The sequence below is a fragment of the Aquabacterium sp. genome, assembly GCF_049274795.1.
Lineage (GTDB): Bacteria > Pseudomonadota > Gammaproteobacteria > Burkholderiales > Burkholderiaceae_C > Aquabacterium.
In genome coordinates, this window is record NZ_JBASTH010000073.1 from 56,573 (window position 1) to 78,808 (window position 22,236).

At 66.0% G+C, this 22,236-nt stretch carries 26 protein-coding genes; 9 read left to right on the forward strand and 17 right to left on the reverse strand.

What is annotated here, in order from left to right; genetic code table 11:
* Positions 1 to 104: 104 nt before the first annotated feature.
* Positions 105 to 248, reverse strand: coding sequence for a hypothetical protein (locus tag WAQ08_RS11210; RefSeq protein WP_422191659.1), 144 nt, complete (start codon positions 246 to 248; stop codon positions 105 to 107).
* Between the two features lie 512 nt (positions 249 to 760).
* Here WAQ08_RS11210 and WAQ08_RS11215 point away from each other — a divergent pair.
* On the forward strand, positions 761 to 1,456 hold the full coding sequence (locus WAQ08_RS11215; protein WP_422191660.1) for a TonB-dependent receptor domain-containing protein: 696 nt from the start codon (positions 761 to 763) through the stop codon (positions 1,454 to 1,456).
* Positions 1,453 to 1,575: a hypothetical protein gene (locus WAQ08_RS11220; protein WP_422191661.1), complete on the forward strand. Its 123-nt coding sequence runs from the start codon at positions 1,453 to 1,455 to the stop codon at positions 1,573 to 1,575. Before WAQ08_RS11215 ends, WAQ08_RS11220 begins: the two co-directional genes overlap by 4 nt.
* 1 nt (position 1,576) lies before the next feature.
* Here WAQ08_RS11220 and WAQ08_RS11225 read toward each other — a convergent pair whose 3' ends face one another.
* Both WAQ08_RS11225 and WAQ08_RS11230 read right to left on the reverse strand, forming a co-directional pair.
* On the reverse strand, positions 1,577 to 2,026 hold the full coding sequence (locus tag WAQ08_RS11225; protein ID WP_422191662.1) for an OsmC family protein: 450 nt from the start codon (positions 2,024 to 2,026) through the stop codon (positions 1,577 to 1,579).
* 122 nt (positions 2,027 to 2,148) lie between these two features.
* Positions 2,149 to 4,134 carry a DNA topoisomerase IV subunit B gene (locus WAQ08_RS11230; protein WP_422191663.1) on the reverse strand — a complete coding sequence of 662 codons (1,986 nt, stop codon included), beginning with the start codon at positions 4,132 to 4,134 and terminating at the stop codon, positions 2,149 to 2,151.
* Between the two features lie 119 nt (positions 4,135 to 4,253).
* Here WAQ08_RS11230 and WAQ08_RS11235 point away from each other — a divergent pair, with 119 nt between their 5' ends.
* The gene (locus WAQ08_RS11235; RefSeq protein WP_422191664.1) at positions 4,254 to 4,880 is read left to right on the forward strand and encodes an FxDxF family PEP-CTERM protein; all 627 of its coding nucleotides are present in this window, start codon (positions 4,254 to 4,256) and stop codon (positions 4,878 to 4,880) included.
* Between the two features lie 101 nt (positions 4,881 to 4,981).
* Here WAQ08_RS11235 and fliR read toward each other — a convergent pair whose 3' ends face one another.
* The 13 genes from fliR to fliF all read right to left on the reverse strand — a co-directional run bounded on the left by fliR (position 4,982) and on the right by fliF (position 16,606).
* Positions 4,982 to 5,743 (reverse strand): flagellar biosynthetic protein FliR, encoded by a 762-nt coding sequence (fliR, locus tag WAQ08_RS11240; protein ID WP_422191665.1) that lies wholly within the window; start codon positions 5,741 to 5,743, stop codon positions 4,982 to 4,984.
* Between the two features lie 10 nt (positions 5,744 to 5,753).
* Complete coding sequence (gene fliQ / locus WAQ08_RS11245; protein WP_422191666.1) at positions 5,754 to 6,023, reverse strand: flagellar biosynthesis protein FliQ; 270 nt, start codon at positions 6,021 to 6,023, stop codon at positions 5,754 to 5,756.
* 13 nt (positions 6,024 to 6,036) lie between these two features.
* Positions 6,037 to 6,843, reverse strand: a complete 807-nt coding sequence (gene fliP, locus WAQ08_RS11250) for a flagellar type III secretion system pore protein FliP (RefSeq protein WP_422191667.1) — start codon at positions 6,841 to 6,843, stop codon at positions 6,037 to 6,039.
* 37 nt (positions 6,844 to 6,880) lie between these two features.
* Complete coding sequence (locus WAQ08_RS11255; protein ID WP_422191668.1) at positions 6,881 to 7,264, reverse strand: FliO/MopB family protein; 384 nt, start codon at positions 7,262 to 7,264, stop codon at positions 6,881 to 6,883.
* A 16-nt stretch (positions 7,265 to 7,280) separates the two neighbouring features.
* A complete protein-coding gene (gene fliN, locus WAQ08_RS11260) occupies positions 7,281 to 7,736 on the reverse strand; it encodes a flagellar motor switch protein FliN (protein WP_422191669.1) in 456 nt (151 codons plus the stop codon).
* The gene (fliM, locus tag WAQ08_RS11265) at positions 7,729 to 8,736 is read right to left on the reverse strand and encodes a flagellar motor switch protein FliM (RefSeq protein WP_422191670.1); all 1,008 of its coding nucleotides are present in this window, start codon (positions 8,734 to 8,736) and stop codon (positions 7,729 to 7,731) included. The genes fliN and fliM overlap by 8 nt, the downstream gene beginning before the upstream one ends.
* 30 nt (positions 8,737 to 8,766) lie before the next feature.
* Positions 8,767 to 9,390, reverse strand: a complete 624-nt coding sequence (locus WAQ08_RS11270; protein WP_422191671.1) for a flagellar basal body-associated FliL family protein — start codon at positions 9,388 to 9,390, stop codon at positions 8,767 to 8,769.
* Positions 9,391 to 9,505: 115 nt separating this feature from the next.
* The gene (locus WAQ08_RS11275; RefSeq protein WP_422191672.1) at positions 9,506 to 10,942 is read right to left on the reverse strand and encodes a flagellar hook-length control protein FliK; all 1,437 of its coding nucleotides are present in this window, start codon (positions 10,940 to 10,942) and stop codon (positions 9,506 to 9,508) included.
* A gap of 50 nt (positions 10,943 to 10,992) precedes the next feature.
* Positions 10,993 to 11,475: a flagellar export protein FliJ gene (gene fliJ / locus WAQ08_RS11280; protein WP_422191673.1), complete on the reverse strand. Its 483-nt coding sequence runs from the start codon at positions 11,473 to 11,475 to the stop codon at positions 10,993 to 10,995.
* A 40-nt stretch (positions 11,476 to 11,515) separates the two neighbouring features.
* Positions 11,516 to 12,946, reverse strand: coding sequence for a flagellar protein export ATPase FliI (gene fliI, locus WAQ08_RS11285; protein WP_422191674.1), 1,431 nt, complete (start codon positions 12,944 to 12,946; stop codon positions 11,516 to 11,518).
* A complete protein-coding gene (locus tag WAQ08_RS11290) occupies positions 12,943 to 13,893 on the reverse strand; it encodes a FliH/SctL family protein (RefSeq protein ID WP_422191675.1) in 951 nt (316 codons plus the stop codon). The genes fliI and WAQ08_RS11290 overlap by 4 nt, the downstream gene beginning before the upstream one ends.
* Positions 13,880 to 14,875, reverse strand: a complete 996-nt coding sequence (gene fliG, locus WAQ08_RS11295) for a flagellar motor switch protein FliG (RefSeq protein ID WP_422191676.1) — start codon at positions 14,873 to 14,875, stop codon at positions 13,880 to 13,882. Before fliG ends, WAQ08_RS11290 begins: the two co-directional genes overlap by 14 nt.
* A gap of 9 nt (positions 14,876 to 14,884) precedes the next feature.
* Positions 14,885 to 16,606, reverse strand: coding sequence for a flagellar basal-body MS-ring/collar protein FliF (gene fliF, locus WAQ08_RS11300; RefSeq protein ID WP_422191677.1), 1,722 nt, complete (start codon positions 16,604 to 16,606; stop codon positions 14,885 to 14,887).
* Positions 16,607 to 16,820: 214 nt separating this feature from the next.
* Between fliF and fliE the strand changes: the two genes are divergently transcribed.
* The 6 genes from fliE (at position 16,821) to bamC (ending at position 21,776) form a co-directional block, all read left to right on the forward strand.
* Entirely contained in the window at positions 16,821 to 17,174 is a 354-nt protein-coding gene (fliE, locus tag WAQ08_RS11305; protein WP_422191678.1) for a flagellar hook-basal body complex protein FliE, read from the forward strand.
* A gap of 93 nt (positions 17,175 to 17,267) precedes the next feature.
* Entirely contained in the window at positions 17,268 to 18,554 is a 1,287-nt protein-coding gene (locus WAQ08_RS11310) for an MFS transporter (protein ID WP_422191679.1), read from the forward strand.
* A 37-nt stretch (positions 18,555 to 18,591) separates the two neighbouring features.
* Positions 18,592 to 18,723 (forward strand): hypothetical protein, encoded by a 132-nt coding sequence (locus tag WAQ08_RS11315; protein WP_422191680.1) that lies wholly within the window; start codon positions 18,592 to 18,594, stop codon positions 18,721 to 18,723.
* A 100-nt stretch (positions 18,724 to 18,823) separates the two neighbouring features.
* Positions 18,824 to 19,636 carry an SDR family oxidoreductase gene (locus WAQ08_RS11320; RefSeq protein WP_422191681.1) on the forward strand — a complete coding sequence of 271 codons (813 nt, stop codon included), beginning with the start codon at positions 18,824 to 18,826 and terminating at the stop codon, positions 19,634 to 19,636.
* 26 nt (positions 19,637 to 19,662) lie between these two features.
* Entirely contained in the window at positions 19,663 to 20,544 is an 882-nt protein-coding gene (gene dapA / locus WAQ08_RS11325) for a 4-hydroxy-tetrahydrodipicolinate synthase (RefSeq protein ID WP_422191682.1), read from the forward strand.
* A gap of 77 nt (positions 20,545 to 20,621) precedes the next feature.
* Positions 20,622 to 21,776: an outer membrane protein assembly factor BamC gene (bamC, locus tag WAQ08_RS11330; RefSeq protein ID WP_422191683.1), complete on the forward strand. Its 1,155-nt coding sequence runs from the start codon at positions 20,622 to 20,624 to the stop codon at positions 21,774 to 21,776.
* A gap of 203 nt (positions 21,777 to 21,979) precedes the next feature.
* Here the strand turns inward: bamC and WAQ08_RS11335 are convergent, their stop codons facing one another.
* On the reverse strand, positions 21,980 to 22,231 hold the full coding sequence (locus tag WAQ08_RS11335; RefSeq protein ID WP_422191684.1) for a hypothetical protein: 252 nt from the start codon (positions 22,229 to 22,231) through the stop codon (positions 21,980 to 21,982).
* Between the last annotated feature and the right edge of the window lie 5 nt (positions 22,232 to 22,236).

Below are 22,236 nucleotides of genomic sequence, written 5' to 3' on the forward strand. Positions count from 1 at the left end.
CCCCCACGGGGGGCGGCGGCCATGCCGCCTGGGGGCCCTTTCCGGGGCTGGCGTATTTTGCCTGCTGTGAGCGCTGCCCCTCACGCATACCGTTTTTCGTCCGTTCAAGCGCCCTTGCCATCCACCAAGTAGGCGCCAGCGAACATGTCCACGGCCGAGCGGACGATGCGCGCCCGCGTGCGCGGCGGCGGGATCGCATCCCGGGCATCGCACAGCAGGTAGTACTGGCCCAGCATGCACAGGTTCACGGCGTGGCGTCAGGCATGGGGTGTGATCGTGGGTTCTTGTGGCAGGGGTTCTGGGGCCAATGGCACGACATGGGCCACGCTCGAATATTCAAAGCGCGGATATCGGTATCAGCAAAAGTTCGTTGTGTCAGTGTGTAGCGATCGCCATCGCAAGCGAACGATACCGTTTACTTAAATCTTCGCAGCGATCCACATGTCCCAAGCACCCCGTCAGATGCACCTGGGGGCCTTCCTCCAGGGCGTCGGCCACCACATCGGCGCCTGGCGCCACCCCGACGTCGATCCGGCCCAGGCCACGCAGCTCAAACCGCTCAAACACCTGGCCCGCTCAGCGACACGGTGGCCTTCCGCGTGTCCGCCTACGACACGCATGACGACGGCTACCGGCGGCGCCTATGACTACGTGGTCGGTGGCTACTACTACCACCAGCAGACCAGCAGCGACAACAGCTACACCACCGGCCCCAGCATCCTTGCGCTATCGGCGCGGCTCCTATCCCAACAACAATGTCGTGTCAGGCCGTGGCCAGGCCACTTGGCATGTGACGCCGCTGTTCGACCTGACGGGCGGCCTGCGCTACACCACGGAAGACAAGAAGGGCCGCGTGGTCCAGAACGACCTGGCCAATGCCTCGCCCTTCTCGGCCCTGCCCGTCTTCCGGGCCTGGGATTCGGGCGAACTCAAGCGCACGGACGAAAGCGTGGCCTCGGCCGGTTCGGCCTTCGGCACGCAGGCCATCACGGTCGATCCGGAAAAGGCCAACAACATCGACCTGGGCGTGCTGACCAATGTGGGTGATGTGACCAGCAAGGGCTTCGAGTTCGACATCAAGGCCCGGGCCACCAGCAATCTGACGCTGAACTTCAATGGCGCCTACACGCTGGCGCGCTTTGACTCGGGCACCGGCCCGGCACGCTTCGAAGCGTTCGACGGCGTGGCCTATGGCCGTGGCTCACAGAGCCTCAAGGGCAACCAGGTCAACGGCGCACCCAAGTGGGTCTTCAACGTGGGCGCCCAGTACCGCCACTTCCTGGACAGCGGCATCGAACAGCGCGTGACGACCAACTATGCCTGGCGTGACGACAGCTATGGCGACATCAAAACCTCATCTACTCGAAGATCCCGTCCTACGGCCTGTTCAACCTGGGCGCAGGTTGGCGCATCCCCCAGGGCGAGAAGTCGAGTTGGGATGTGTCGCTGTGGGTGAAGAACGCCTTCGACAAGCGCTACTTCCTGGGCCTGACCAGCGCGGGCAACAGCACCTACGTGGGCACGGCCGGCGAGCCGCGCACCGTGGGCGCAACGGTGCGCTACGACTTCTACTGAATCACGCCTCTTCGTCGGCCAGCAGGCTGGCGATCAGGGTGATGCGGGGCACCGAGGCCAGCGCACGTGACAAGGGGCAGGTGTTCTTGGCCTGCACCGCCAGTTGCTGGAAGATCTGGGCATCCATCCCTGGCACCTGCGCACGCAGTTCCAGGTCGATGCGGTCGATGCGGTAGCCATCACCCACCTTGTCCAGGTGGACGGTGGCCACCGTGTCTGCCTTCGTGGTCTCGAAGCCCTTGGCCGCGCAGGCGAACGAGAAGGCCATCGTGAAGCACGACGCATGGGCAGCGGCCAGCAACTCTTCGGGGTTGCTGCCTTTGCGGTCGTCCTCGAAGCGTGACCCGAAACCGTAAGGATGGTCTTGCAAGGCGCCGGTCTCGGTCGAGATCAAACCCTGACCGGCCTTGCCCTTGCCTTCCCAATGCACGCTGGCTGACTTGTGGATCATGATGGGCTCCTGGATGGACGAGAACCCACTGTAGGCCTCGCCCCCAACAGCCGACATCAGCGCAGCACGCGCCGTGCTGTAGGCAGGGGCCTACGTGGCACGGTACATCTGCAAAGGCTCGCTCAGATGTCGATCTCGACGGCGTCGCCGTGCAGTTCCATCAGCTCACGACGCGCGGCCGCTTCGCCCTTGCCCATCAGTTTGTTGAACGAGCCTTCGGTCGATTCGAAGCCGGGCTCGCCATAGGCCACCGGCAGCAGGCGGCGCGTCTCGGGGTTGAGCGTGGTGTCCCACAACTGCTCGGCGTTCATCTCGCCCAGGCCCTTGAAGCGGCCGATGCTCCAGGCGCCTTCGCGGCAGCCTTCCTTGCGCAGCTTGTCCAGGATGGCATGCAGTTCGCCATCGTCCAGCGCGTAAATCTTGGCGGCGGGCTTCCTGCCGCGCGCAGGGGCATCAACGCGGTACAACGGCGGGCGTGCCACGTAGATGTGGCCAGCCTCGATCAGCTTGGGGAAGTGTCGGAAGAACAACGTGAGCAGCAGCACCTGGATGTGCGAACCATCGACGTCGGCGTCCGACAGGATGCAGACCTTGCCGTAGCGCAGGCCGGACAGGTCCGGTGAATCGTTCGGGCCGTGCGGGTCCACACCGATGGCCACCGAGATGTCGTGGATCTCGTTGTTCTTGAACAGCAGATCGCGCTCGACCTCCCAGGCGTTGAGCACCTTGCCGCGCAGCGGCAGAATGGCCTGCGTCTCCTTGTCGCGGCCCATCTTGGCGCTGCCGCCCGCCGAATCACCCTCCACAAGGAAGACTTCGTTCAGGCTGGTGTCGCGGCTTTCGCAATCAGTCAGCTTACCGGGCAGCACGGCCACGCCGGAGCCCTTCTTCTTCTCGACCTTCTGGCCGGCACGCTGGCGCGCCTGGGCCTGCTTGATCACCAGCTCGGCCAGCTTCTTGCCGTGGTCCACGTGCTGGTTGAGCCAGAGTTCGAGCGATGGCTTCACATAGGTGCTGACCAGGCGCAGCGCATCGCGGCTGTTCAGGCGCTCCTTGGTCTGGCCCTGGAACTGCGGATCGAGCACCTTGGCGCTCAGCACGAAGCTGGCGCGGCTGAACACGTCATCGGGCATCAGCTTGACGCCCTTGGGGCTGAGCGCATGCATCTCGATGAAGCCCTTGACCGCCTGGAACAGGCCGTCCTTCAGGCCCGACTCATGGGTGCCGCCGGCCACCGTGGGGATCAGGTTGACGTAGCTCTCGCGCATGGGCGCGCCCTCTTCGGTGAAGGCCACGCACCAGGCGGCGCCCTCGCCTTCGGCGAAGTTCTCGGTCTCGCTGCCGCTAGCGTACTGCTCGCCCTCGAACAGCGGGATCACCGGGTCAGCGTTGAGCGTCTGGGTCAGGTAGTCACGCAGGCCGCCCTTGTAGAGCCAGGTCTGCGTCTCACTGGTCTTTTCGTGCGTGAGCGTGATGGTCACGCCCGGCATCAGCACGGCCTTGCTGCGAAGCATGTGCACCAGCTCGCCCTTGGGCAGCTCGGCGCTCTCGAAATACTTGGCGTCGGGCCAGGCGCGCACGGCCGTGCCGTTCTTGCGGTCGCCGCTGGCGGCCGGGCGCACGCTGACAGGCTCGATCACATCGCCGCCACCGAAGGCCAACTGCGCCACCTGCTTGTCACGCCACACCGTCACCTGCAGGCGCGTGGACAGCGCGTTGGTCACGCTCACACCCACGCCGTGCAGGCCGCCGGAGAAGCTGTACGCGCCGCCCGATCCCTTGTCGAACTTGCCGCCCGCGTGCAGGCGGGTGAAGACGATCTCGACCACGGGCACGCCCTCTTCGGGGTGGATGCCGAAGGGAATGCCGCGGCCTTCGTCTTCGACGCTGATCGATCCGTCGGTGTGCAAGGTGACGCCGATGCGCTTGCCGAAACCGGCCAGGGCCTCGTCGGCAGCGTTGTCGATCACTTCCTGAATGATGTGCAGCGGGTTGTCCGTGCGGGTGTACATGCCCGGGCGCTGCTTGACGGGCTCCAGGCCCTTGAGGACGCGGATGGAGGATTCGCCGTAGCCGGCGTTGGGGGCGGACTGGGGTTTCGTGGCCATGGGCGGGGATTGTAGGGACATGCCCCCAGCTTCTCAGGGATTACAGGTTTTTACGGATGTGCTAATTTAACGTTGTTAGTTACATCCTTGTCGTACCAACAAATACTCGGAGTACCACCATGCCCCTGCCTCAGCTCATGCGCCCCCTGCTGGCCGGTGTCGGCGCCCTGGCCTTGAGCGCCAGCGCACTGGCCGCCGACTACACGGTGACCACGCCCACGGCAGACCCCTTCTACAAGACGGAGCCGATCATCCACGGCGTGGGCGACTTCCTCGACACCTTCAACTTCAGCGTGGCGGGCACCACCGATGCCTACATCTGGGTGTTCCCGTTCACACCCGCCGACCTGTCGGCCCTGTGGGTGGGCACCAACGCCGTGCAGTTCAAGCTGTACGACAGCAACAACACCCTGGTGGGCACCGGCAAGACGGCCGCCCAACTGGGCATCGACCTGTACGGCGACCCCGCCACCGCGGCCTACGCCCTGACGCTCAAGGCCGCTGGCTATGACCCGGCCAAGTCCCTGTTCTGGAGCGACACCCTGCAGGCCGGCAGCTACACGGCCACCGTGTCCGGCATTGCCGGTGGTGTGCTCAGCGGCATCTTCGGCGGTGGTGGCGCCTACATCGCCAAGTTCAACATCCCTTCGCCGGTGCCTGAACCCAGCAGCACACTTTTGCTGGCGGCTGGCATGGCTGTTATGGGGCTGGCGGCTCGCCGGCGCGCCAAGCCCGCGCAGGCTTGATCGTCAGAGCGCCGGCATCAGACCGATGCGCGCCAAGCAAAACGGGCCCCAAAGGGCCCGTTTGTCATTGTGGCGATCAAAAGGCAGGCGCCTCAACGGCATCACTGGAAATACCCCAGCATGCGCTCCAGCGCCGCCGTGAACGGCACCTGCATCATCGGCAAGGTCAGCCACAGCCCGGTGATGCCCACGCCGATGGTCAGCGGGAAGCCCACCGAGAAGATGTTCATCTGCGGCGCCACGCGGGCGATCAGGCCCATCACCATGTTGACCAGGGTGAGCATGGCCACGATGGGCAGCGACACCCACAGCCCCAGCTTGAAGATCTCCGCCCCCCACACCTGCGGCTGCAGCGTACGGATAAAGGCCAGCGGCTCGGGCGCGATCGGGAACACATTGAAGCTGCCCACCACGGCCGTGGTCAGCAGCAGATGCCCGTTCATCACCACGAACAGCCACGCGGCGATCGTGCCGTAGAAGCGGCTCACTGCCGTGGCCTGCGAGCCCGACATCGGGTCGAAGAAGGCTGCGAAGTTCAGGCCCATCTGCAGGCCGATGATTTCACCGGCGAACTCGATGGCCGCGAAAATCACACGGGCCGCGAAGCCGATGGTCACGCCGATCAGCAACTGCTGGATCACCACCATCAGCGCGATGGGCGAATCCAGCGGGATCACCGGCATCTCGGGCAGCGAGGGCTGAGCGCACAACACGATCAGGATCGCCAGGCCCACGCGCACGCGCCGTGGCACCGTGCGCATCGAGAACACCGGCGCGGCCGTGAACAGGCCCAGCACGCGGAAGAACGGCCAGATCCACGGCGATATCCACGCCATGACCTGAGCCTCGCTGAAGGTGACCATGGCTGCGGCGTCAGCCCACCACGCCCGGGATGGACTGCAGCGTGGTGCGGATGAAATCCACCAGCGTGCTGACCATCCAGGGACCGGCCAGCCCCATCATCGCAAAGGCAGCCACCAGCTTAGGCACGAAGGATAGGGTCTGCTCCTGGATCTGCGTGGCGGCCTGCAGGATGCTGATCACCAGGCCCACGCCCAGCACGACCAGCAGGATCGGGGCGCAGACCATCAGCAGGGTCAGCAGGCCATCGCGGCCGATGGTGAGGACTTGTTGCGGATCCATGGATGTACGCGAATCAGGTGGCGAAGCTGGCGGCCAGCGAACCCAGCAGCAGGTTCCAGCCATCGGCCAGCACGAAGAGCATCAGCTTGAAGGGCAAGGCCACCATCACCGGCGACAGCATCATCATGCCCAGGCTCATCAGCACGCTGGCGACCACCATGTCGATAACCAGGAAGGGGATGAAGATGAGGAAGGCGATCTGGAAGGCCGACTTGAGCTCGCTGGTGACGAAGGCCGGCACCAGCACGCGGAAAGGCACGGCCTGCGGCGTGATCTCGCCCTCGTACTTGGCGAGGTTGGAGAACAACTGCAGATCGGATTGGCGCGTCTGCTTGCCCATGAACTCGCGGAAGGGGCCTTGACCACGGTCCAGCGCCTCGTTGAAGCTGATCTGGTTGGCCGCGAAGGGCTGGTAGGCCTCGGTGTAGACCTTGTCGATGGTGGGGCCCATCACGAACAGGGTCAGGAACAGCGACAGGCCGATGATGACCTGGTTGGGCGGCGCCGTCTGCGCGCCCAGGGCCTGGCGGGTCAGGCTCAGCACGATCACGATGCGTGTGAAGCCCGTCATCATCAGCACGGCGGCGGGCATAAAACTGAGCGCCGTGAAGAACAGCAGCGTCTGGATGGGCACCGAGTAGCTGTTGCCCGAGGCGCCCTGCCCCACCAGCAGCGGCAGGCCGCCGGCCGGCGCCGGTGTGATCTGGCCACCGGCCTGGGCCCAGACGGCAGCGGGCAGCAAGGTCAGCGCCAGCAGCAGGCCGAAGCGCCGCCATGCCGTGGGATTTGAGTTCAAGCGCAGAGGTGCCGATATCGACATGGGGGGGCTCTGGAATGTGTCTGGGGCGCACGCGCCTTCAGGCACGGGGGTCTTGCGGGCCGGCAGGCGTGCTGCCCGGCTGGCGTTCGGTCACGCGGCGCAGCAACTGCGCGAAAGGCGGCACTGGGCGCACCTGCGCGCCATCAGGGCGCTCGGCAGGGGCTTCCATGGTGTGCAGGGTGTTGATCTGCTGACCAGTCACGCCCAGCACCAGCCAGGTACGCTGCTCGCCGCTGTTCACCTCCACGGTGACCACGCGCTGGCCATTGCCCAGGCTGATCTGCGCCACGGGGGCCAGCACGGCCGCACTGCCCGTGCCCTGCAGCCCGGCCACGCCGGAGCGCTTGAGCAGCCACAGCGACACCGGAATCAGCGCCAGCACGATCAGCAGCCAGAACACCATCAACGCCGTCGATTGCATCGGATCTACCTCAGGTTCAGTTGCCTTTGCTGAGGCGGCGCATGCGCTCGGACGGCGTCACGATGTCGGTCAGGCGGATGCCGAACTTGTCGTTGACCACCACCACTTCACCCTGGGCGATCAGGAAGCCGTTGACCAGCACGTCCATGGGCTCACCGGCCATCGCATCCAGTTCCACCACCGAGCCCTGCGCCAGTTGCAGGATGTTCTTGATGGGGATGCGCGTGCGGCCCAGTTCCACCGTGAGCTGCACGGGGATGTCCAGGATCATGTTCAGGTCGTTGCCCGCCGGGTTGGAGGGCGCGGGCGAGAAATTCGCGAAGGTGGCCGGCGTCACCTGAGGCGCCGGATCCGCCACCTCGGTGGCTGGGCTGGACGTCTGCTGAGCCAGCGCCGCTTCCCATTCCGCGGCCATCGCGTCCTGCTCGTCGCCTTTGGAATCGGGCGGAAATTCGGCGGCGCTATCAGACATTCTTGTCTCCCAGCCAGCCCATGCCGGCGGTGTTGTTGGTGAGCAGCTTCTCGACCCTCAAGGCGTACTTGCCGTTGGAGGTGCCGTAGTAGCACTCGAAGATGGGCACGCCGTCCACCTTGGCTTCCAGCAGCTGGTTGAGGTCCAGCTCGATGAAGTCGCCCGGCTTGAAGGACAGCAGTTGTTCGACGGTGGCTGGTGCCTTGGCCAGCTCGGCCACCACCTCGACCTCGGCGGACTGGATCTGCTGCTGAAGCAGCTTGACCCAGCGGCGGTCAGGCTCGGCCGAATCGCCCTGGATGGACGAATACAGGATGTCGCGGATCGGCTCCAGCGTGGAGTACGGGATGCAGAAGTGGATGGTGCCGCTGGTCTCGCCGATCTCCAGCGTGAACGAGGTGCACACCACGATCTCACTGGGCGTGGCGATGTTGGCGAACTGGGGCTGCATCTCCGAGCGCTGGTAATCCAGCTCGACCGGGTAGATGCCCTTCCAGGCGCGAGCGTACTCGGCCGTGATGACCTCGATCAAACGCTGGATGATGCGCTGCTCGGTGGCCGAAAAATCACGGCCCTCGATGCGGGTGTGGAACTTGCCGGCGCCGCCGAACAGGGCGTCGATCACGGCGAAGACCAGGGTCGGGTCGCACACCACCAGGCCCGAGCCGCGCAGCGGGCGCACGGCCATGATGTTGAAGTTGGTGGGGACGACGATCTCGCGCAGGAAGGCGCTGTACTTCTGCACCTTGATGCCACCGACCGACACTTCGGGCGAACGGCGGATCAGGTTGAACAGACCGATACGGATGTTGCGCGCAAACCGCTCGTTGATGATCTCCATCGTGGGCATGCGCCCGCGAACGATCCGCTCCTGGCTGGCCAGGTTGTAGTCGCGGATGCCTTCGGTTGGAGCATCATCTTGCTCCAGCTTCTGGCTTTCGCCCGTGATGCCTTGCAGCAGGGCATCGACTTCATCTTGCGAGAGGATTTGCTGGTTCATGGCGACTCACTCTACTGCGCGCCTGCCGTGTCACTGCACGATGAAGTTGGAATAGTGCACATGCACGATGGGGTTGTAGGGCTCGGCGGCCTTTTTCTTCTTCTTTTTCTTCTTGGGAGCGTCTTCGTCGCCCTCGCCTTCGTCCTCGTCAGGATCGGGCACCTCGTAGCCCATGGAGCGGGCGGTCTCGCGGCGGATCTCTTCGGCCAGCTTCTGCTTGCCTTCGGTGCTGAGCAGGTCTTCGCTGCTCTTGTGCGACAGGATCAGCAAGATGCCGTTGCGGATGGCCGGCATGTAGTTCTTGATCTCGTCGGCCATCTTGGGGTCGTCCACCTGCAGGTTGATGCCGACCTGCGCGTAGCGGTCCGCATCCTTGTCGGCCAGGTTGACGGTGAAAGGGTCCAGCGGCACGAAGGTGGGCGGCTTGCCATCGGCAGCCTTGTGCTCCTTGGGCTTGGCCTTCTCGGCAGCGGCATCGTGCTCTTCGTCGCCATCGCCGGCCTCGGCGTGGGCACTCTTCTTCATCAGCAGCACGGCCGCGGCGCCACCACCGACCACCACCAAAGCCACCAGGGCCACGATGATGATGATCAGTTTCTTCGCGCCACCGCCCTTGGGGGCGGCATCAGCGGCGGGGGCGGGTGCGGCAGCCATGCATGAATCTCCGTTTCAGTCTGTGCCTCGATTATTCGAGGCGGAGCTTTTTGCAATGTGCGAATAAGCCGCCCTTAATGCCGGTTGATTCCCCCGGACACCCAGGACCCGCAGGTCAGGCGTACAGATCCAGCCCGCCCGGGCGGGCCGCCGGACGGGGAACGGGCTGCAGGGAGGCCTGCGCGTCCACACCCGCCTGCTCGGCGACCAGGCCGCGGCCGCTCCAGGCCATGCTGCGCGCCTGGCCATCGCCCTGCCCTTGTTGCTGCTGAGCCCAGGATTGGCTGGCGCTCTGGTCGGACACGCCGCCGCCAGCCAGGCTGAGCCCGGCATCCTCCAGCGCGGAGGACAGGGCCGGCAGGCTGGCTTCCAGGGCCTGGCGTGTCTCGGCGTGAGCGGCAGCGAAATCCACCTGGGCGTTCTGGCCGTCCATCACGATGCGGATGTGCACAGGGCCCATGTCTTCGGGGTTCAGGCGCAGCTCGGCCGTCATCTGGCCATTGGCCGGCGTGCCCGCCACCCACATGCCCACGCGCTCGGCCAGGGCCTGCTTGAAGTCCGGGCTGTCGACCGGGGTAGGCAGGGTGGCGCTGGCGTGGGTGGCCACCGCACCCGAAGGGCCGGCCGGGCGAGACATCTCGCGCGCCATCAAGGCGTTGAAATCAAGTGGCGAGGCCTTGTCCTGAGCGGCCAAGGCCGCCACGGCGCCCTGGCTTTCGCTCACCAGGGCCTTGGGATCGACCTTGCCGGATTGCTGGCCCAGCAGTTGGGTCGTGAGCGCTGCAGTCGCGGTGGGCAGGGACGCGCCCTTGCCACCGGCGGCGCCTTGCAGATCGGGAGCCTGGGCAGTGCCAGCGGCAGTGGCGGCGCCATCCGTCAAGGCACCATCGGCATCGAGGCCCTGAGCGGCCTCACCACCCTGCGACAGGGTGGACAGCCAGGCCATCATCGCGGCCGGGTCGGACGACACACCCGCCGGGGGCTGCAGTTCACGCACCTGGGCAGCACCCTCCCCCTGCGCAGTGGAGAACTTGACCTCGTCGGCGCCCTGCTCCTTCGCATCACCCTTGGCTTGCGTTCTATCGGCCTTGCCGGTCTTGTCCACGCGGGCCTCGGCCTTGTCGGTGTCATCGGCCTGCTTGGCCTTGGCGCGCTGATCCTGGGCCGTCTTGGCCTGGTTGTTCTTCTGCGCCTGCTTGGCGGCCTGCTGCGAAGCAGAAGCCTGCGATTCGTTCTGCGCTGGCTTGGGTGCGGACTGGGGCGGCTTGGGCTGCAGCTGCGTCGTGTTGTGGACTGCCGCCTTGGCACGCAGGGCCTGGTTGGCGGCCAGATTGGCCTGCTGGTTCGCTGCTGCCATGGGCAGGCTGGCTTGCGCGCTGGCCTGTGGCGTCTGGTACTGCGACATCAGCTTAGCAAAGGTCTGGCTGTCATTGCCCTGCCCTTTGCCCAGCACATCGGCCAAGGTCGCGCCGCCCACACCAGAGGCAGCGCCCTGGGACTGCGTGCCAGGCTTGTTCAGCAGGGACGGCAGGTTCTGGAAGCTCGTGCTCATCGGTGTTCTCGCTTATGTAGTGTGAGCGATCGACGTGGCGTCAAGTCGCATCAATGAGAGGACGGCGGCAGGTTGCCCTTCGCGGACAGCGGGCCGGGTGCCGACGCCATCAGGCGTGCGGCCAGCTCATCGGTGGCCTTCTGCTCACGGCGCATCTCGCGCTGGGCCTGTTCTTTTTCACGGCGCTGCAGCAGTTGCGTCACGGCAGCGACCTTGCGCTCGCGCTCGATCAGCTCGGTGCGGCAACGCTCCATGGCCTGGCTGAATTGCTCACAGCGGCGGTGCTGGTCATTGACCGCATCGCCCAGACGGGCCATGAAATCCTGGTAGCAGCGCATGATTTCCATGCCGCCAGCCTGACGGAACTGGGTCTGCCAGCGCGTCTGGTACTGGTCGCGGAAATCCTGCAGGGATTGCAGTTGCTGGCGGGAGCCTTCATGAGCCTTGCGGCTGACCTCGAACTGCGCCAGCGCCGCGTCACGGGCCTCTTCGGCCTGCTCCAGCAGAGTGATCAGTGGTTGCGAGGGATTCACGATGGGCTCCAGTCAGCTTGGGTCTGCCAAAGGCTTTTCTTCACCCCTGTACGATGGCACGCAACTGCCCCACACTGTCGGTCAAAGTAGCGGGTGTATGCATGTCTTGTTGAAGCATGCCCACCATGTGGGGATGGACTCTGACCGCCAGGTCCAGCTCCGGATCACCGCCGGGCGTGTAGGCGCCCAGCTGGATCAGGTCGCGCGCCTTGCTGTAGCGCGACCACAGCTGGCGGAAGCGGCGCGACGAATCGATGTGCTCGTGCGTGGCCACGTTGTGCATCACCCGCGATGCGGAACGCTCGATGTCGATGGCCGGGAAGTGGCCTGACTCCGCCAGTTCGCGTGAGAGCACGATGTGGCCATCAAGAATCGCGCGGGCCGCATCGGCGATGGGATCCTGCTGATCATCCCCTTCCGAGAGCACCGTGTAAAACGCCGTGATGGAACCATGGCCATTGAGGCCGTTGCCGCTGCGCTCCACCAGTTGCGGCAGCTTGGCAAAACATGACGGCGGGTAACCTTTGGTCGCAGGTGGCTCACCGATGGCCAGCGCGATTTCGCGCTGTGCCATGGCGTACCGCGTGAGGGAGTCCATCAGCAGCAGCACGTGCAGGCCTTCATCGCGAAAGTGCTCGGCCACGGCGGTGGCGTAGGCTGCGCCCTGCATGCGGGTCAGCGGCGGTGCATCGGCCGGCGCGGCCACCACCACGGAGCGGGCCAGGCCTTCCTCGCCCAGGATGTCTTCGATGAACTCCTTGACTTCACGGCCCCGCTCACCGATCAGGCCCACCACGATGACATCGGCCTGGGTGTAGCGGGCCATCATGCCCAGCAGCACGCTCTTGCCCACGCCGGAGCCGGCGAACAGGCCGATCCGCTGGCCACGGCCCACGGTGAGCATGGAGTTGATGGCACGCACGCCCGTGTCCAGCGGCAGGCGCACCGGGTCGCGCTCCATCGCGTTGATGGCGCGGCGCACCAGGGGTTCACTGCGCACGTGCGTGAGCGGGCCGCGCTTGTCCAGCGGCTCACCCTGTGCATCGACGACACGGCCCAGCAGGCCGCTGCCGATGGGCAGGTGGCGGGTGCGGTCTTCGCTGCGGCGCCAGGGGTGGCTGGGGCGGCCCAGCAGCGGCGGGTTGATCGGCAAGGCGCGTGGCACCACGCGGGCGCCGCTGGCCAGGCCATGCACTTCGGCCGTGGGCATCAGGTAGGCGCGGTCGCCGGCAAAGCCCACGACCTCGGCCAGCACAGGGGTGGCCTCCATGCGCATCTCGGAATGGATCTCGCACACAGCGCCCACCGGCAGGCGCAGGCCCGCGGCTTCGAGCACCAGCCCGGCCACGCGCACCAGCTTGCCCTGATTCTCCAGTTGCTGAGGGGCTGCCGCACAGGCATCGAGGTCTTCCAGGAAGCGGTTCCACTTGTCCATGGCGACATCGCGCCGGCTCTGCAGGGGCATGTTCATGATGCGCCCTCCATGTCATCGGCCCACTGGGCCTGCGTGGCCTCGGGCGTGATGCGGCCATGCCAATCGGTGTTGACGCCCATCGCAGCGGCGACCTTGTGCCAGCGCGCTTCCACGCTGGCGTCCACCACGGCGATGTCCGATTCGACGATGCAGCCGCCCTGGCTCACATGGGGATCGGCCACCAGACGAGCGCCACGCGATTTCATCTGTTCTTCCAGCGCGCCTTGGGCCAGTGCGTGGTCTTCCGGGTTCAGGCGCAGCACCACCTGGCGGGCCGTGCTCAGCAGGGTGCTCATCGCGTCCTCGGCCACGGTCAACACCAGTTCGGGGCGCAGCGAGATTTCGCTGCGCACCACCTGGCGGGCCAGCTCCAACGCCACGCCGGCGATGCGGCCAGAAAGCTGCTGCTCCAATGATTCGAGACGGCCATGCAGGTCGTTCACGAGCGCACCCACCTGGTCGCTCATGAAGGCGGCCATCTGAGCCGCCTGGGTCTGCTTGTAGCTCTCCAGGGCAGCCAGGCCATCGCGGTAACCATCCTGGTAACCGGCCTGGCGCGCATCACGCGCCACAGCCTCCACATCCACCGGCGGCGGCTCGGGCTCGACGGCCTTGGCCGCGCTGGCCGGATGGGTCGATCCGGGCTGACCATCGGGCACGCCGCCGACGTGGGCACCCGCTGGGCCCGGTGCCTGCGCGCGAGCAGGCCCATGGCCCTGTGCGCCAGCCACGCCAGCCCGCACAGCGAACGGCGCCTTGTGCACGCCCCCACCTGCTGGCGATTGCCCGGGCGCGGACTTGACCACATTGGGGTCTTCGAGATTCTCCGGCGCCCAGGCGGAAAAGCCCCGCAACTCTTCGCGCGGGATGAAGCGCGTGTAGCTGTTGGGCGTGCCGGGCGCGGCGCCACCGGCAGGCGGCTGCGCCTTGTCAGACGTACTCATCGTCGCCTCCGCCCGCCAGCACGATCTGACCTTCGTCGGCCAGACGGCGGACGATCTTCAGCATTTCCTTCTGCTCGCCTTCGACCTCGGAGAGCTTGACCGGGCCGCGCGAATCCAGGTCTTCGCGCAACGTTTCGGCGGCACGGCTGGACATGTTGCGGAACACCTTGTCGCGGATCTCCGGCGAAGCACCCTTGAGCGCGATGATGAGCGATTCGGTCTGCACTTCCTTGAGCAGGGCCTGGAAGCCCTTGTCGTCCAGCTTGGCCAGATCGTCGAACACGAACATGTTGTCCATGATCTTCTGGGCCAGGTCGCCATCGGCCTCGCGGATGTAGTCCAGCACCGAGGTCTCCACGGCGGAGCCCATCAGGTTGATGATCTCAGCCGCGGGCTTGACGCCGCCCAGCGACTGGCGACGCACCTGCGTGCCGCCTGCCAGCACGCGCGACATCACCTCGTTCAGGTCACGCAGAGCGGCGGGCTGGATGCCATCGAGCGTGGCGATGCGGATCATCACCTCGTTGCGATGGCGGTCACTGAAGTACTTGAGCGCCCCCGAGGCCAGGTCCGGATCCAGGTGGACCAGGATGGCGGCCACGATCTGCGGGTGCTCGTTGCGCAGCAGTTCGGCCACCGAGCCCGGATCCATCCACTTCAGGCTTTCGATGCCGGCCACATCGCTGGTCTGGATGATGCGGTCGATCAGCAGGTTGGCCTTCTCTTCACCCAGCGCGCGGCGCAATACAGCCTTCACGTATTCGTCGGTGTCGGACACCAGCGAGCCGACTTCGGCGGCTTCCTGCGCGAACCGGTTCAACACCGTGTCCACGCGCTCACGGGACACGGTCTTCAGGCGCGCGATGGTCTCGCCCAGGCTTTGCACTTCCTTGGGCTCGAGCTGCTTGAACACCTCGGCGGCTTCGTCCTCGCCGAGGGACATCAGCAGGATGGCGGCGTCTTCTAGTCCTTGCTCGTCCATGATGCGGCGTTATTCCTTGTTCACCCAGGCGCGCACGATGCCAGCCATCGCGACGGGGTTGTCCTTGGCCAACTGGCGCGCGGCTTCGAGGCGGCGGTCAGAGCCGCCAGGCGACTCGAGGGCCGGCAGCACTTCACTGGCCGTTTCAAACCCAGGCAACTGCTGCTCGTCATCCACCACAGCGTTGAGTCTGGACTTGCTTTCAGCCTTGGGGGGCTTGGCCGCGTTGATGGCAGGGCGAATCGCACCGAACACCACGATCAGGGCCAGCACTGTCATGGCAGCGGGCACCAGCAGCGAGCGCATCCACTCCTGTGTGCTCGGATCCTTCCAGAACGGCGTATCGGCGGTCTCTTCTTTCACCTGCTGGAACGGCGCGGTGATCAGCTTGACCGAATCGCCGCGCTGCTCGTTGAAGCCGATGCCTTCCTTGACCAGGGCGGTGAGCTTGTCCAGCTCCTCCTGGCTCAGCGGGGTGGTGGTGGTCTTGCCCTTGGCATCCGTCTTGGTGATGTGGTTGATCACCACGGCGGCGTTCAGGCGCTTGACCGTGCCCGAGGCATTGCGCGTCACACGCACCGTCTTGTCGACCTCGTAGTTGGTCACGGCATCGCGGCGGCTGGAGCCACCGGCACCACCCGCGCCGTTGGCCTGGGTGCCCTGCAGCGGCTGCGATGCGCCATTGATCGGCGCGGTTGCCGGCGTAGGCGGCTGGTTGCTCATCGCGCCCGGCACACCGGTGGGCTGGGCGTTCGAACCACCCGCGCCATTCATCTGCTCGCTGGTCTGCTGGCTGCGCACGGCGGCCGTGGTCGGGGTCTGGTTGGGCTTGAACTCTTCGGCGGTGGATTCAACCTGTGCAAAGTCCAGGTCGGCCGTCACCTGGGCGCGCAGATTGTCCTTGCCGACCACCGGCTCCAGCAGATCGCGGATGCGCTGCGTATAGCCGGTTTCCATCTGATGCACATATTGCAGTTGCTTGGCGTCCAGCCCGGCCTGGTCAGGACCACTGCCCTCGGCCTGGCCCGACAGCAGGGTGCCGCTCTGGTCCACCACGCTGACCGACTTGGTCGACATCTCCGGCACGCTGGAAGACACCAGGTGCACGATGCCAGCCACCTGGCCCTTGTCTAGGGTGCGGCCAGCGTACATGCTCAGGATCACCGAGGCCGACGGCTTTTGCTGATCACGGAAAAATCCGTTCTGGTTGGGCAGGGCCAGGTGCACGCGGGCGGATTCGACGCCCGACAGGGTCTGGATAGAACGGGTCAGCTCGCCCTCCAGACCACGCTGGAAGTTCAGCCGCTCCTGGAACTGCGTCACGCCGAAGCGCTGGGTTTCCATCAACTCGTAGCCCGCCACCGAGCCCTTGGGCAGGCCGGCCGAGGCCAGTTTCAGGCGCACGTCATGCACCTTGTCGGCGGGCACCATGATGGCCGCGCCGCCGTCCGTGTACTTGTAGGGCACGTTCATCTGCTGCAACTGGGCCAGGATGGCCCCACCGTCCTTGTCGGACAGGTTGTTGTACAGCACGCGGTACTCGGCCTGGTTGCTCCACATCATCATGGCCACGAAGATGGCCAGCAGCGCCGCGATGCCACCACCCAGCATCAGCTTGCGCTGCATGGGCAGGGCCTGGACACGCTGCACGAACCCCAGGGGCGGCGTTTCGCTCGCCGAGCCGGGGGCTGGCGACGTCAGGTTCTGAGCTTGAGCGACGGTGACATCCATGAGCTGATCTGCGCGAGGGCCGCGCATCGAGATCACACGATGCCGCAAACCCTTCAAGTACGGGGCCCATTATTGGGAAGCCCGCGGTAAAAAGTGCCGGGAACAGCCAGTCAAATGGGGACCACTTCGCACCATCGGACACGGGTCTACCCGGCTAGGATGCCAATCGTGGTGAGATCCATCACACCTTGTCGTCTTCAGCGGTATCGGCACCATGGACCTGAAACTTAAGCCTTTCGATTTCGCCCAGGCCGCGTCCCGCGCCGGCATGGCCGACGTGGCACAGCGGGTGCAGGCCAAGACCCGGCTGGATGCGGCAGGCAATGCAGGTGCCAAGGTCGAGGCGCCCAGCTTCCAGACCGCGTTCTCCAGCGCGCTCAAGGGCGTGAGCCAGGCGCAGAACCAAGCCTCGTCGATGCAGCGCGAGGTGCAGTTCGACAACCCCACCGTCAGCCTGGAAGAGACCATGATCGCCATGCAGAAGGCGCAGTTGGGCTTCCAGTCGGCCGTTCAGGTGCGCAACAAGCTGGTTCAGGCGTATACCGATATCATGAACATGCAGGTCTGATACCGGCGCACGGCACCCAGAACCATTTCAACCCCACGCTCGTCGGCGCACGTCCGGAAACACGGGTCAGACCGCCGTCCTGACGGAGCCCCCTTGAGCCACCCCACCCCGGCGCAGGCTGATGCGCCCCTGTCTCCCATCCTGCCCTTGTGGCAACTGCTGGTCTGCGGCGCCATGGTCGTCACCCTGTCGATGGGCATCCGCCATGGCTTCGGGCTGTGGCTGCAGCCCATCTGCATGGAGCGCGGCTGGAGCCGCGAGTCCTACTCCTTCGCGCTGGCCATCCAGAACCTGGTGTGGGGCCTGGCCGGCCCGCTGGTGGGCTGGTGGGCTGACCGCAAAGGCGCCACCGCCCCGTTGTGGCTGGGCGCCCTGCTCTATGCCGCAGGCCTGTGGGGCATGGCCAGCAGCGCCAACCTCACCCTGTTCACCCTCAGCACCGGCATCCTGATCGGCTGCGCGCAGGCCTGCAGCACCTATGCGGTGGTGTACGGCGTGATCGGGCGTCACGTCAGCGCACAGCAGCGCTCCTGGGCCATGGGCATCACCGCCGCGGCTGGCTCCTTCGGGCAGTTCCTGATGATCCCGCTGTCGAGCTCGCTGATCGCCGGCATCGGCTGGCAGCCGGCCCTGTGGGTCCTGGCACTGACCGCCCTGCTGATCTTGCCCCTGGGTTGGGGATTGCGGGCAGACCGACCGGCGCCCGCCCACGCCGCGCCAGCCACCGGCGCGCTGCCTTCCGGCCCCGACCCGCACGGCCCCACATCGGCCCTGGCCGCCCTGCGCGAGGCGCTGAGCCATCCCAGCTACCAGTTGCTCACCGCCGGGTACTTCGTGTGCGGCTTCCAGCTCGCCTTCATCGGTGTGCACCTGCCCAGCTACCTCAAGGACCACGCCCTGCCCGGCCACGTAGCCACCACCGGCCTGGCCCTCATTGGCCTGTTCAACATCTTCGGCACCTACGGCATCGGCTGGCTGGGACAGCGCTGGTCTAAGCCCTACCTGCTGTCAGGCATCTATGCGCTGCGGGCCGTCGCCATGCTGTGCTTCATCGCCGCACCGCCCACGGCGTTGAGCGTGGGCATCTTCGCCGCCACGATGGGCGTGCTGTGGCTGTCGACCGTGCCGCCCACCAACGCCATCGTGGCGCAGATGCTGGGGGTTCGGCACCTGTCGATGCTGGGCGCCGTGGTCTTCCTCTCGCACCAACTGGGCTCGTTCTGCGGCGTGTGGCTGGCCGGGCACCTCTATGACCTGACGGGCAGCTACCAGGTGGTCTGGTGGATCGCCATCGCCCTGGGCGTGACGGCCGCCGTGCTCAACCTGCCGGTACGCGAGCACCAGCCGCCCAAGGGGCGCCTGGGCACCGCCAGCGCCTGATCGTCACAACCCAACGCCACCCGATGCATCGCATGCCATGAGCACCGCGCAACGCATCGCCGCCAGACTCGTGCTCGTGCTGATACTGGCCGGCGTGTTCACGTGGTACTTTCAGCCCGGCCTGCTGGTGGACCTGTCCACCTGGCTGGCCACCTGCATGCCGGGCTGACACTGCTGCGACCTTGCTCGCAGCAGGACACCCACAGAACTCGTTGCGCAACCCAGGCTGCGTCCAGGCCGCATCGGCACCCCGCCGCACTCAAACCACCATGGCACAACACGTCACCATCATCACCGGCGCCTCCGACGGCATCGGCGCCGAACTGGCCCGCCAGATCGCCGCGCGCGATGGCGCCACCGCAGCCCTGGTGCTGGCCGCCCGCAGCCAGGACAAGCTGGCCGAGGTCGCCAAGGCCTGCGAGGCCTACGGCGCCCACGTCTTCGTGCGGCCCACCGACGTCGGCCAGCAGGATGACTGCAAAGGCCTGATCGCCGACACCGTGGCCCGCTATGGCCGCATCGACGCGCTGGTGAACAACGCCGGCATGTCGGCCCACGCCCTCCTGGATGAAGTGCAGGACATGGCCTGGTACGAGCACCTGATGCGCATCAACCTGTGGGGCAGCGCCTGGTGCACCCATGCCGCCCTGCCCCACCTCAAGGCCACCCGCGGCCTGGTGGTGGCCGTCTCCAGCCTGGCCGGCCTAGTGGGTGTGCCAGGGCGCACAGCCTACAGCGCCACCAAGTTCGCCATGACGGGCTTTTTCGAAGCTTTACGTGTGGAGATGGCGCCCCATGGCGTGGGCGTGACCATCGCCTACCCGGGCGTGGTGGCCACCGAGATCCGCTACCGCGGGTTCAACGCCCAGGGCAAAGCCGCGGGCAAAAGCGGCCTGGACGAGCGCGGCGCCATGAGCGTGGCGACCTGCTCGCGCCTGATCCTGGACGGCATGGCACGCCGCCAGCGCGACATCGTGATGAGCGCCAAAGGCAAGCTTGGGCGCTGGATGAAGCTGCTCGCCCCCGCTCTGGTGGACCGCATGGCCCTGGCCGCCCTGAAAAACGACGTTCGGCCCCATTAGAATCTTCAGATTCTCAGGACACAAACATGAAACCGATTCTTGGCAGTATTGTTGCGCTCATCACCCCGATGCACGACGACGGCAGCGTGGACTATGACGCCCTGCGCCGCCTGATCGACTGGCACATCGCCGAAGGCACGGATTGCATCGGCGTGGTCGGCACCACGGGCGAATCGCCCACCGTCTCCGTCGACGAGCACTGCGAGATCATCCGCGTGGCGGTCGAGCAGTCGGCTGGCCGCGTGCCCATCATGGCTGGCGCCGGTGCCAACTCCACCCGCGAGGCCATCGAGCTCAGCGAGTTCGCCAAGAAGGTCGGCGCCGACTGCACCCTGCAGGTCGTGCCCTACTACAACAAGCCGACCCAAGAAGGCATCTACCAGCACTTCAAGGCCATCGCCGAGGCCGTGGGCATCCCCCAGATGCTCTACAACGTGCCCGGCCGCACCGTGGCCGACATGACGCCCGAGACCGCCCTGCGCCTGGCCCATGTGCCCGGCGTGATCGGCATCAAGGAAGCCACCGGCAACCTCGAACGCGCCGCCTGGCTGATCAAGCAAGCCCCCAAGGGCTTTCACATCTACTCGGGCGATGACCCCACCGCCGTGGCCCTGATGCTGCTGGGCGGCCATGGCAACGTCAGCGTCACCGCCAACGTGGCGCCCAAGGCCATGCACGAGCTGTGCAAGGCCGCCATCGCCGGCGATGCCAAGCGCGCGGTCGAGCTGCACATGCAACTGCTGCCGCTGCACAAGCACCTGTTCACCGAGCCGAACCCGATCCCTGTCAAGTGGGCCCTGGCCCGCATGGGCAAGGCCGGCGGCGCACTGCGTCTGCCGCTCACACAGCTCAGCCCTGCCGCACAGGCCGTGGTCGAGGGTGCGTTGCGCGAAAGCGGCGCGCTCTGATCCAGTCTGCCACCCACCATTTTCCTCCCGGCCCACCGGCCCCAACCCCGGCCCCTCACGGTCCGTCCATAGTCACCATGCCGATCCAACACATCTCCGCCCGCCAGACCCTGGTGGCATCCGCCTGCGTGCTGTCCGCGCTGGCCACCGGCTGCTCTACGGTGAGCAATGCACTGAGCAACGACAAGGTGGACTACCGCAGTACCGGCGCCAAGGCCGTGAACCTGGAAGTGCCGCCTGACCTGACCCAGCTCAGCGGCCAGGCGCGCTACGCCCTGGCCTCGCCGGGCACGGTGTCGGCCAACAACTTCACCCAGCAACAACAGCTGGCCCAGAACCCCGGCGCGACAGCCGCTCCCGCCGTGGCGCCCGGCACCGTCCGTGGCGTGACCCTGCAGCGTGATGGCCAGGTGCGCTGGCTGACCGTGGACCAGCCGCCCGAGCAGGTCTACAACCTGGTGCGTGATTTCTGGACCGAGAACGGCTTCGAGCTGACCACCGACCAGCCCCAGGCCGGCCTGCTTGAAACCAACTGGTCCGAGAACCGCGCCAAGCTGCAGCAAGATGGCCTGCGCAACCTGGTCGGCAAGATCATCGACAACCTGTACGACACGGGCGAGCGCGACCAGTTCCGCACCCGCATCGAGCGCACCGCCAAGGGCTCGGAAATCTACATCGGTCACCATGGCCTGATCGAGATCTACACCGACGGCCGCAAGGAACAGACCACCTGGAAGGCCCGCCCCTCAGACCCCGCGCTGGAAGCCGAGATGCTCTCGCGCCTGATGGTCAAGCTGGGCACGCCCAAGGAAGCCGCCAAGGCCACGCTCACGGCCGATCAGGGCAGTGCAGCAGCCATCACCGCACCGCGCACCCGCCTGAGCACCGACGGCCTGTCCGTGGGCTTCAGCGGCAACTTCGACCAAGCCTGGCGCCGTGTGGGCCTGGCCCTGGACCGCGGCGGCTTCACGGTCGAAGACCGCGACCGCAGCGCCGGCGTCTACGACGTTCGCCTAGCCTCCACCAAGCCCGAGGAAAAACCCGGCCTGTTCAGCCGAATGAGCGGCTGGTTCAGCAGCAAGCCTGCCACCGACACCCTCACCCGTTACCGCCTGAAGGTGGCCAGCCAGGGTGATGCGGCCTCCGTGACAGTGCTGGGCAGCGATGGCAAGGCCATCAATACCGATGGCGCCAAGGATGTGGCCAAGCAGTTGTCCACGAATTTGGAATGATCCCGATGATCGGGTGATGCCAGATATTCGATCCCCCACGAATTGAGGGATTAGTGGAAACAAAAAGCCCGGGCATGCCGGGCTTTTTGTTTACGGCTTGTAGCGTTGATTTCAAGCTGACGCAGATGCCGCCAAACTTCTAAAACATACAGGCGCAAAAAAGCCGCTCAATGAGCGGCTTTTTGATTCCCTGAGAACAGAGATCAGTTCGAAGCAGCGCTGGCAGCGGCAGCAGCGGCGTCCACGGCAGCCGAAGCGGCGTCGGAAGCAGCGGAAGCGGCGGTGTCGACGGCAGCGGAAGCGGCGTCGGTGGCAGCGGAAGCAGCCTCAACAGCCGACGAAGCGGCTTCGGAAACGGCGGAAGCAGCGGCGTCAGCGGCAGCTTCTTCCTTCTTGCCGCAAGCGGCCAGAGCCATGGCGGCGATCAGCGAAGCCAGCAGGAGCGACTTTTTCATGCTTG

What these genes read in the sequence shown, in the direction of transcription:
- WAQ08_RS11335 (WP_422191684.1), bottom strand. Translation starts at nt 22,231, where the DNA reads ATGAAAAAGTCGCTCCTGCTGGCTTCGCTGATCGCCGCCATGGCTCTG.
- WAQ08_RS11275 (WP_422191672.1), bottom strand. Translation starts at nt 10,942, where the DNA reads ATGAGCACGAGCTTCCAGAACCTGCCGTCCCTGCTGAACAAGCCTGGC.
- fliQ (WP_422191666.1), bottom strand. Translation starts at nt 6,023, where the DNA reads ATGGATCCGCAACAAGTCCTCACCATCGGCCGCGATGGCCTGCTGACC.
- WAQ08_RS11270 (WP_422191671.1), bottom strand. Translation starts at nt 9,390, where the DNA reads ATGGCTGCCGCACCCGCCCCCGCCGCTGATGCCGCCCCCAAGGGCGGT.
- fliR (WP_422191665.1), bottom strand. Translation starts at nt 5,743, where the DNA reads ATGGTCACCTTCAGCGAGGCTCAGGTCATGGCGTGGATATCGCCGTGG.
- WAQ08_RS11255 (WP_422191668.1), bottom strand. Translation starts at nt 7,264, where the DNA reads ATGCAATCGACGGCGTTGATGGTGTTCTGGCTGCTGATCGTGCTGGCG.
- WAQ08_RS11225 (WP_422191662.1), bottom strand. Translation starts at nt 2,026, where the DNA reads ATGATCCACAAGTCAGCCAGCGTGCATTGGGAAGGCAAGGGCAAGGCC.
- fliI (WP_422191674.1), bottom strand. Translation starts at nt 12,946, where the DNA reads ATGAACATGCCCCTGCAGAGCCGGCGCGATGTCGCCATGGACAAGTGG.
- fliP (WP_422191667.1), bottom strand. Translation starts at nt 6,843, where the DNA reads ATGTCGATATCGGCACCTCTGCGCTTGAACTCAAATCCCACGGCATGG.
- fliN (WP_422191669.1), bottom strand. Translation starts at nt 7,736, where the DNA reads ATGTCTGATAGCGCCGCCGAATTTCCGCCCGATTCCAAAGGCGACGAG.
- WAQ08_RS11320 (WP_422191681.1), top strand. Translation starts at nt 18,824, where the DNA reads ATGGCACAACACGTCACCATCATCACCGGCGCCTCCGACGGCATCGGC.
- fliE (WP_422191678.1), top strand. Translation starts at nt 16,821, where the DNA reads ATGGACCTGAAACTTAAGCCTTTCGATTTCGCCCAGGCCGCGTCCCGC.
- WAQ08_RS11290 (WP_422191675.1), bottom strand. Translation starts at nt 13,893, where the DNA reads ATGAGTACGTCTGACAAGGCGCAGCCGCCTGCCGGTGGCGCCGCGCCC.
- dapA (WP_422191682.1), top strand. Translation starts at nt 19,663, where the DNA reads ATGAAACCGATTCTTGGCAGTATTGTTGCGCTCATCACCCCGATGCAC.
- bamC (WP_422191683.1), top strand. Translation starts at nt 20,622, where the DNA reads ATGCCGATCCAACACATCTCCGCCCGCCAGACCCTGGTGGCATCCGCC.
- WAQ08_RS11230 (WP_422191663.1), bottom strand. Translation starts at nt 4,134, where the DNA reads ATGGCCACGAAACCCCAGTCCGCCCCCAACGCCGGCTACGGCGAATCC.
- fliF (WP_422191677.1), bottom strand. Translation starts at nt 16,606, where the DNA reads ATGGATGTCACCGTCGCTCAAGCTCAGAACCTGACGTCGCCAGCCCCC.
- fliM (WP_422191670.1), bottom strand. Translation starts at nt 8,736, where the DNA reads ATGAACCAGCAAATCCTCTCGCAAGATGAAGTCGATGCCCTGCTGCAA.
- fliG (WP_422191676.1), bottom strand. Translation starts at nt 14,875, where the DNA reads ATGGACGAGCAAGGACTAGAAGACGCCGCCATCCTGCTGATGTCCCTC.
- WAQ08_RS11315 (WP_422191680.1), top strand. Translation starts at nt 18,592, where the DNA reads ATGAGCACCGCGCAACGCATCGCCGCCAGACTCGTGCTCGTGCTGATA.
- WAQ08_RS11235 (WP_422191664.1), top strand. Translation starts at nt 4,254, where the DNA reads ATGCCCCTGCCTCAGCTCATGCGCCCCCTGCTGGCCGGTGTCGGCGCC.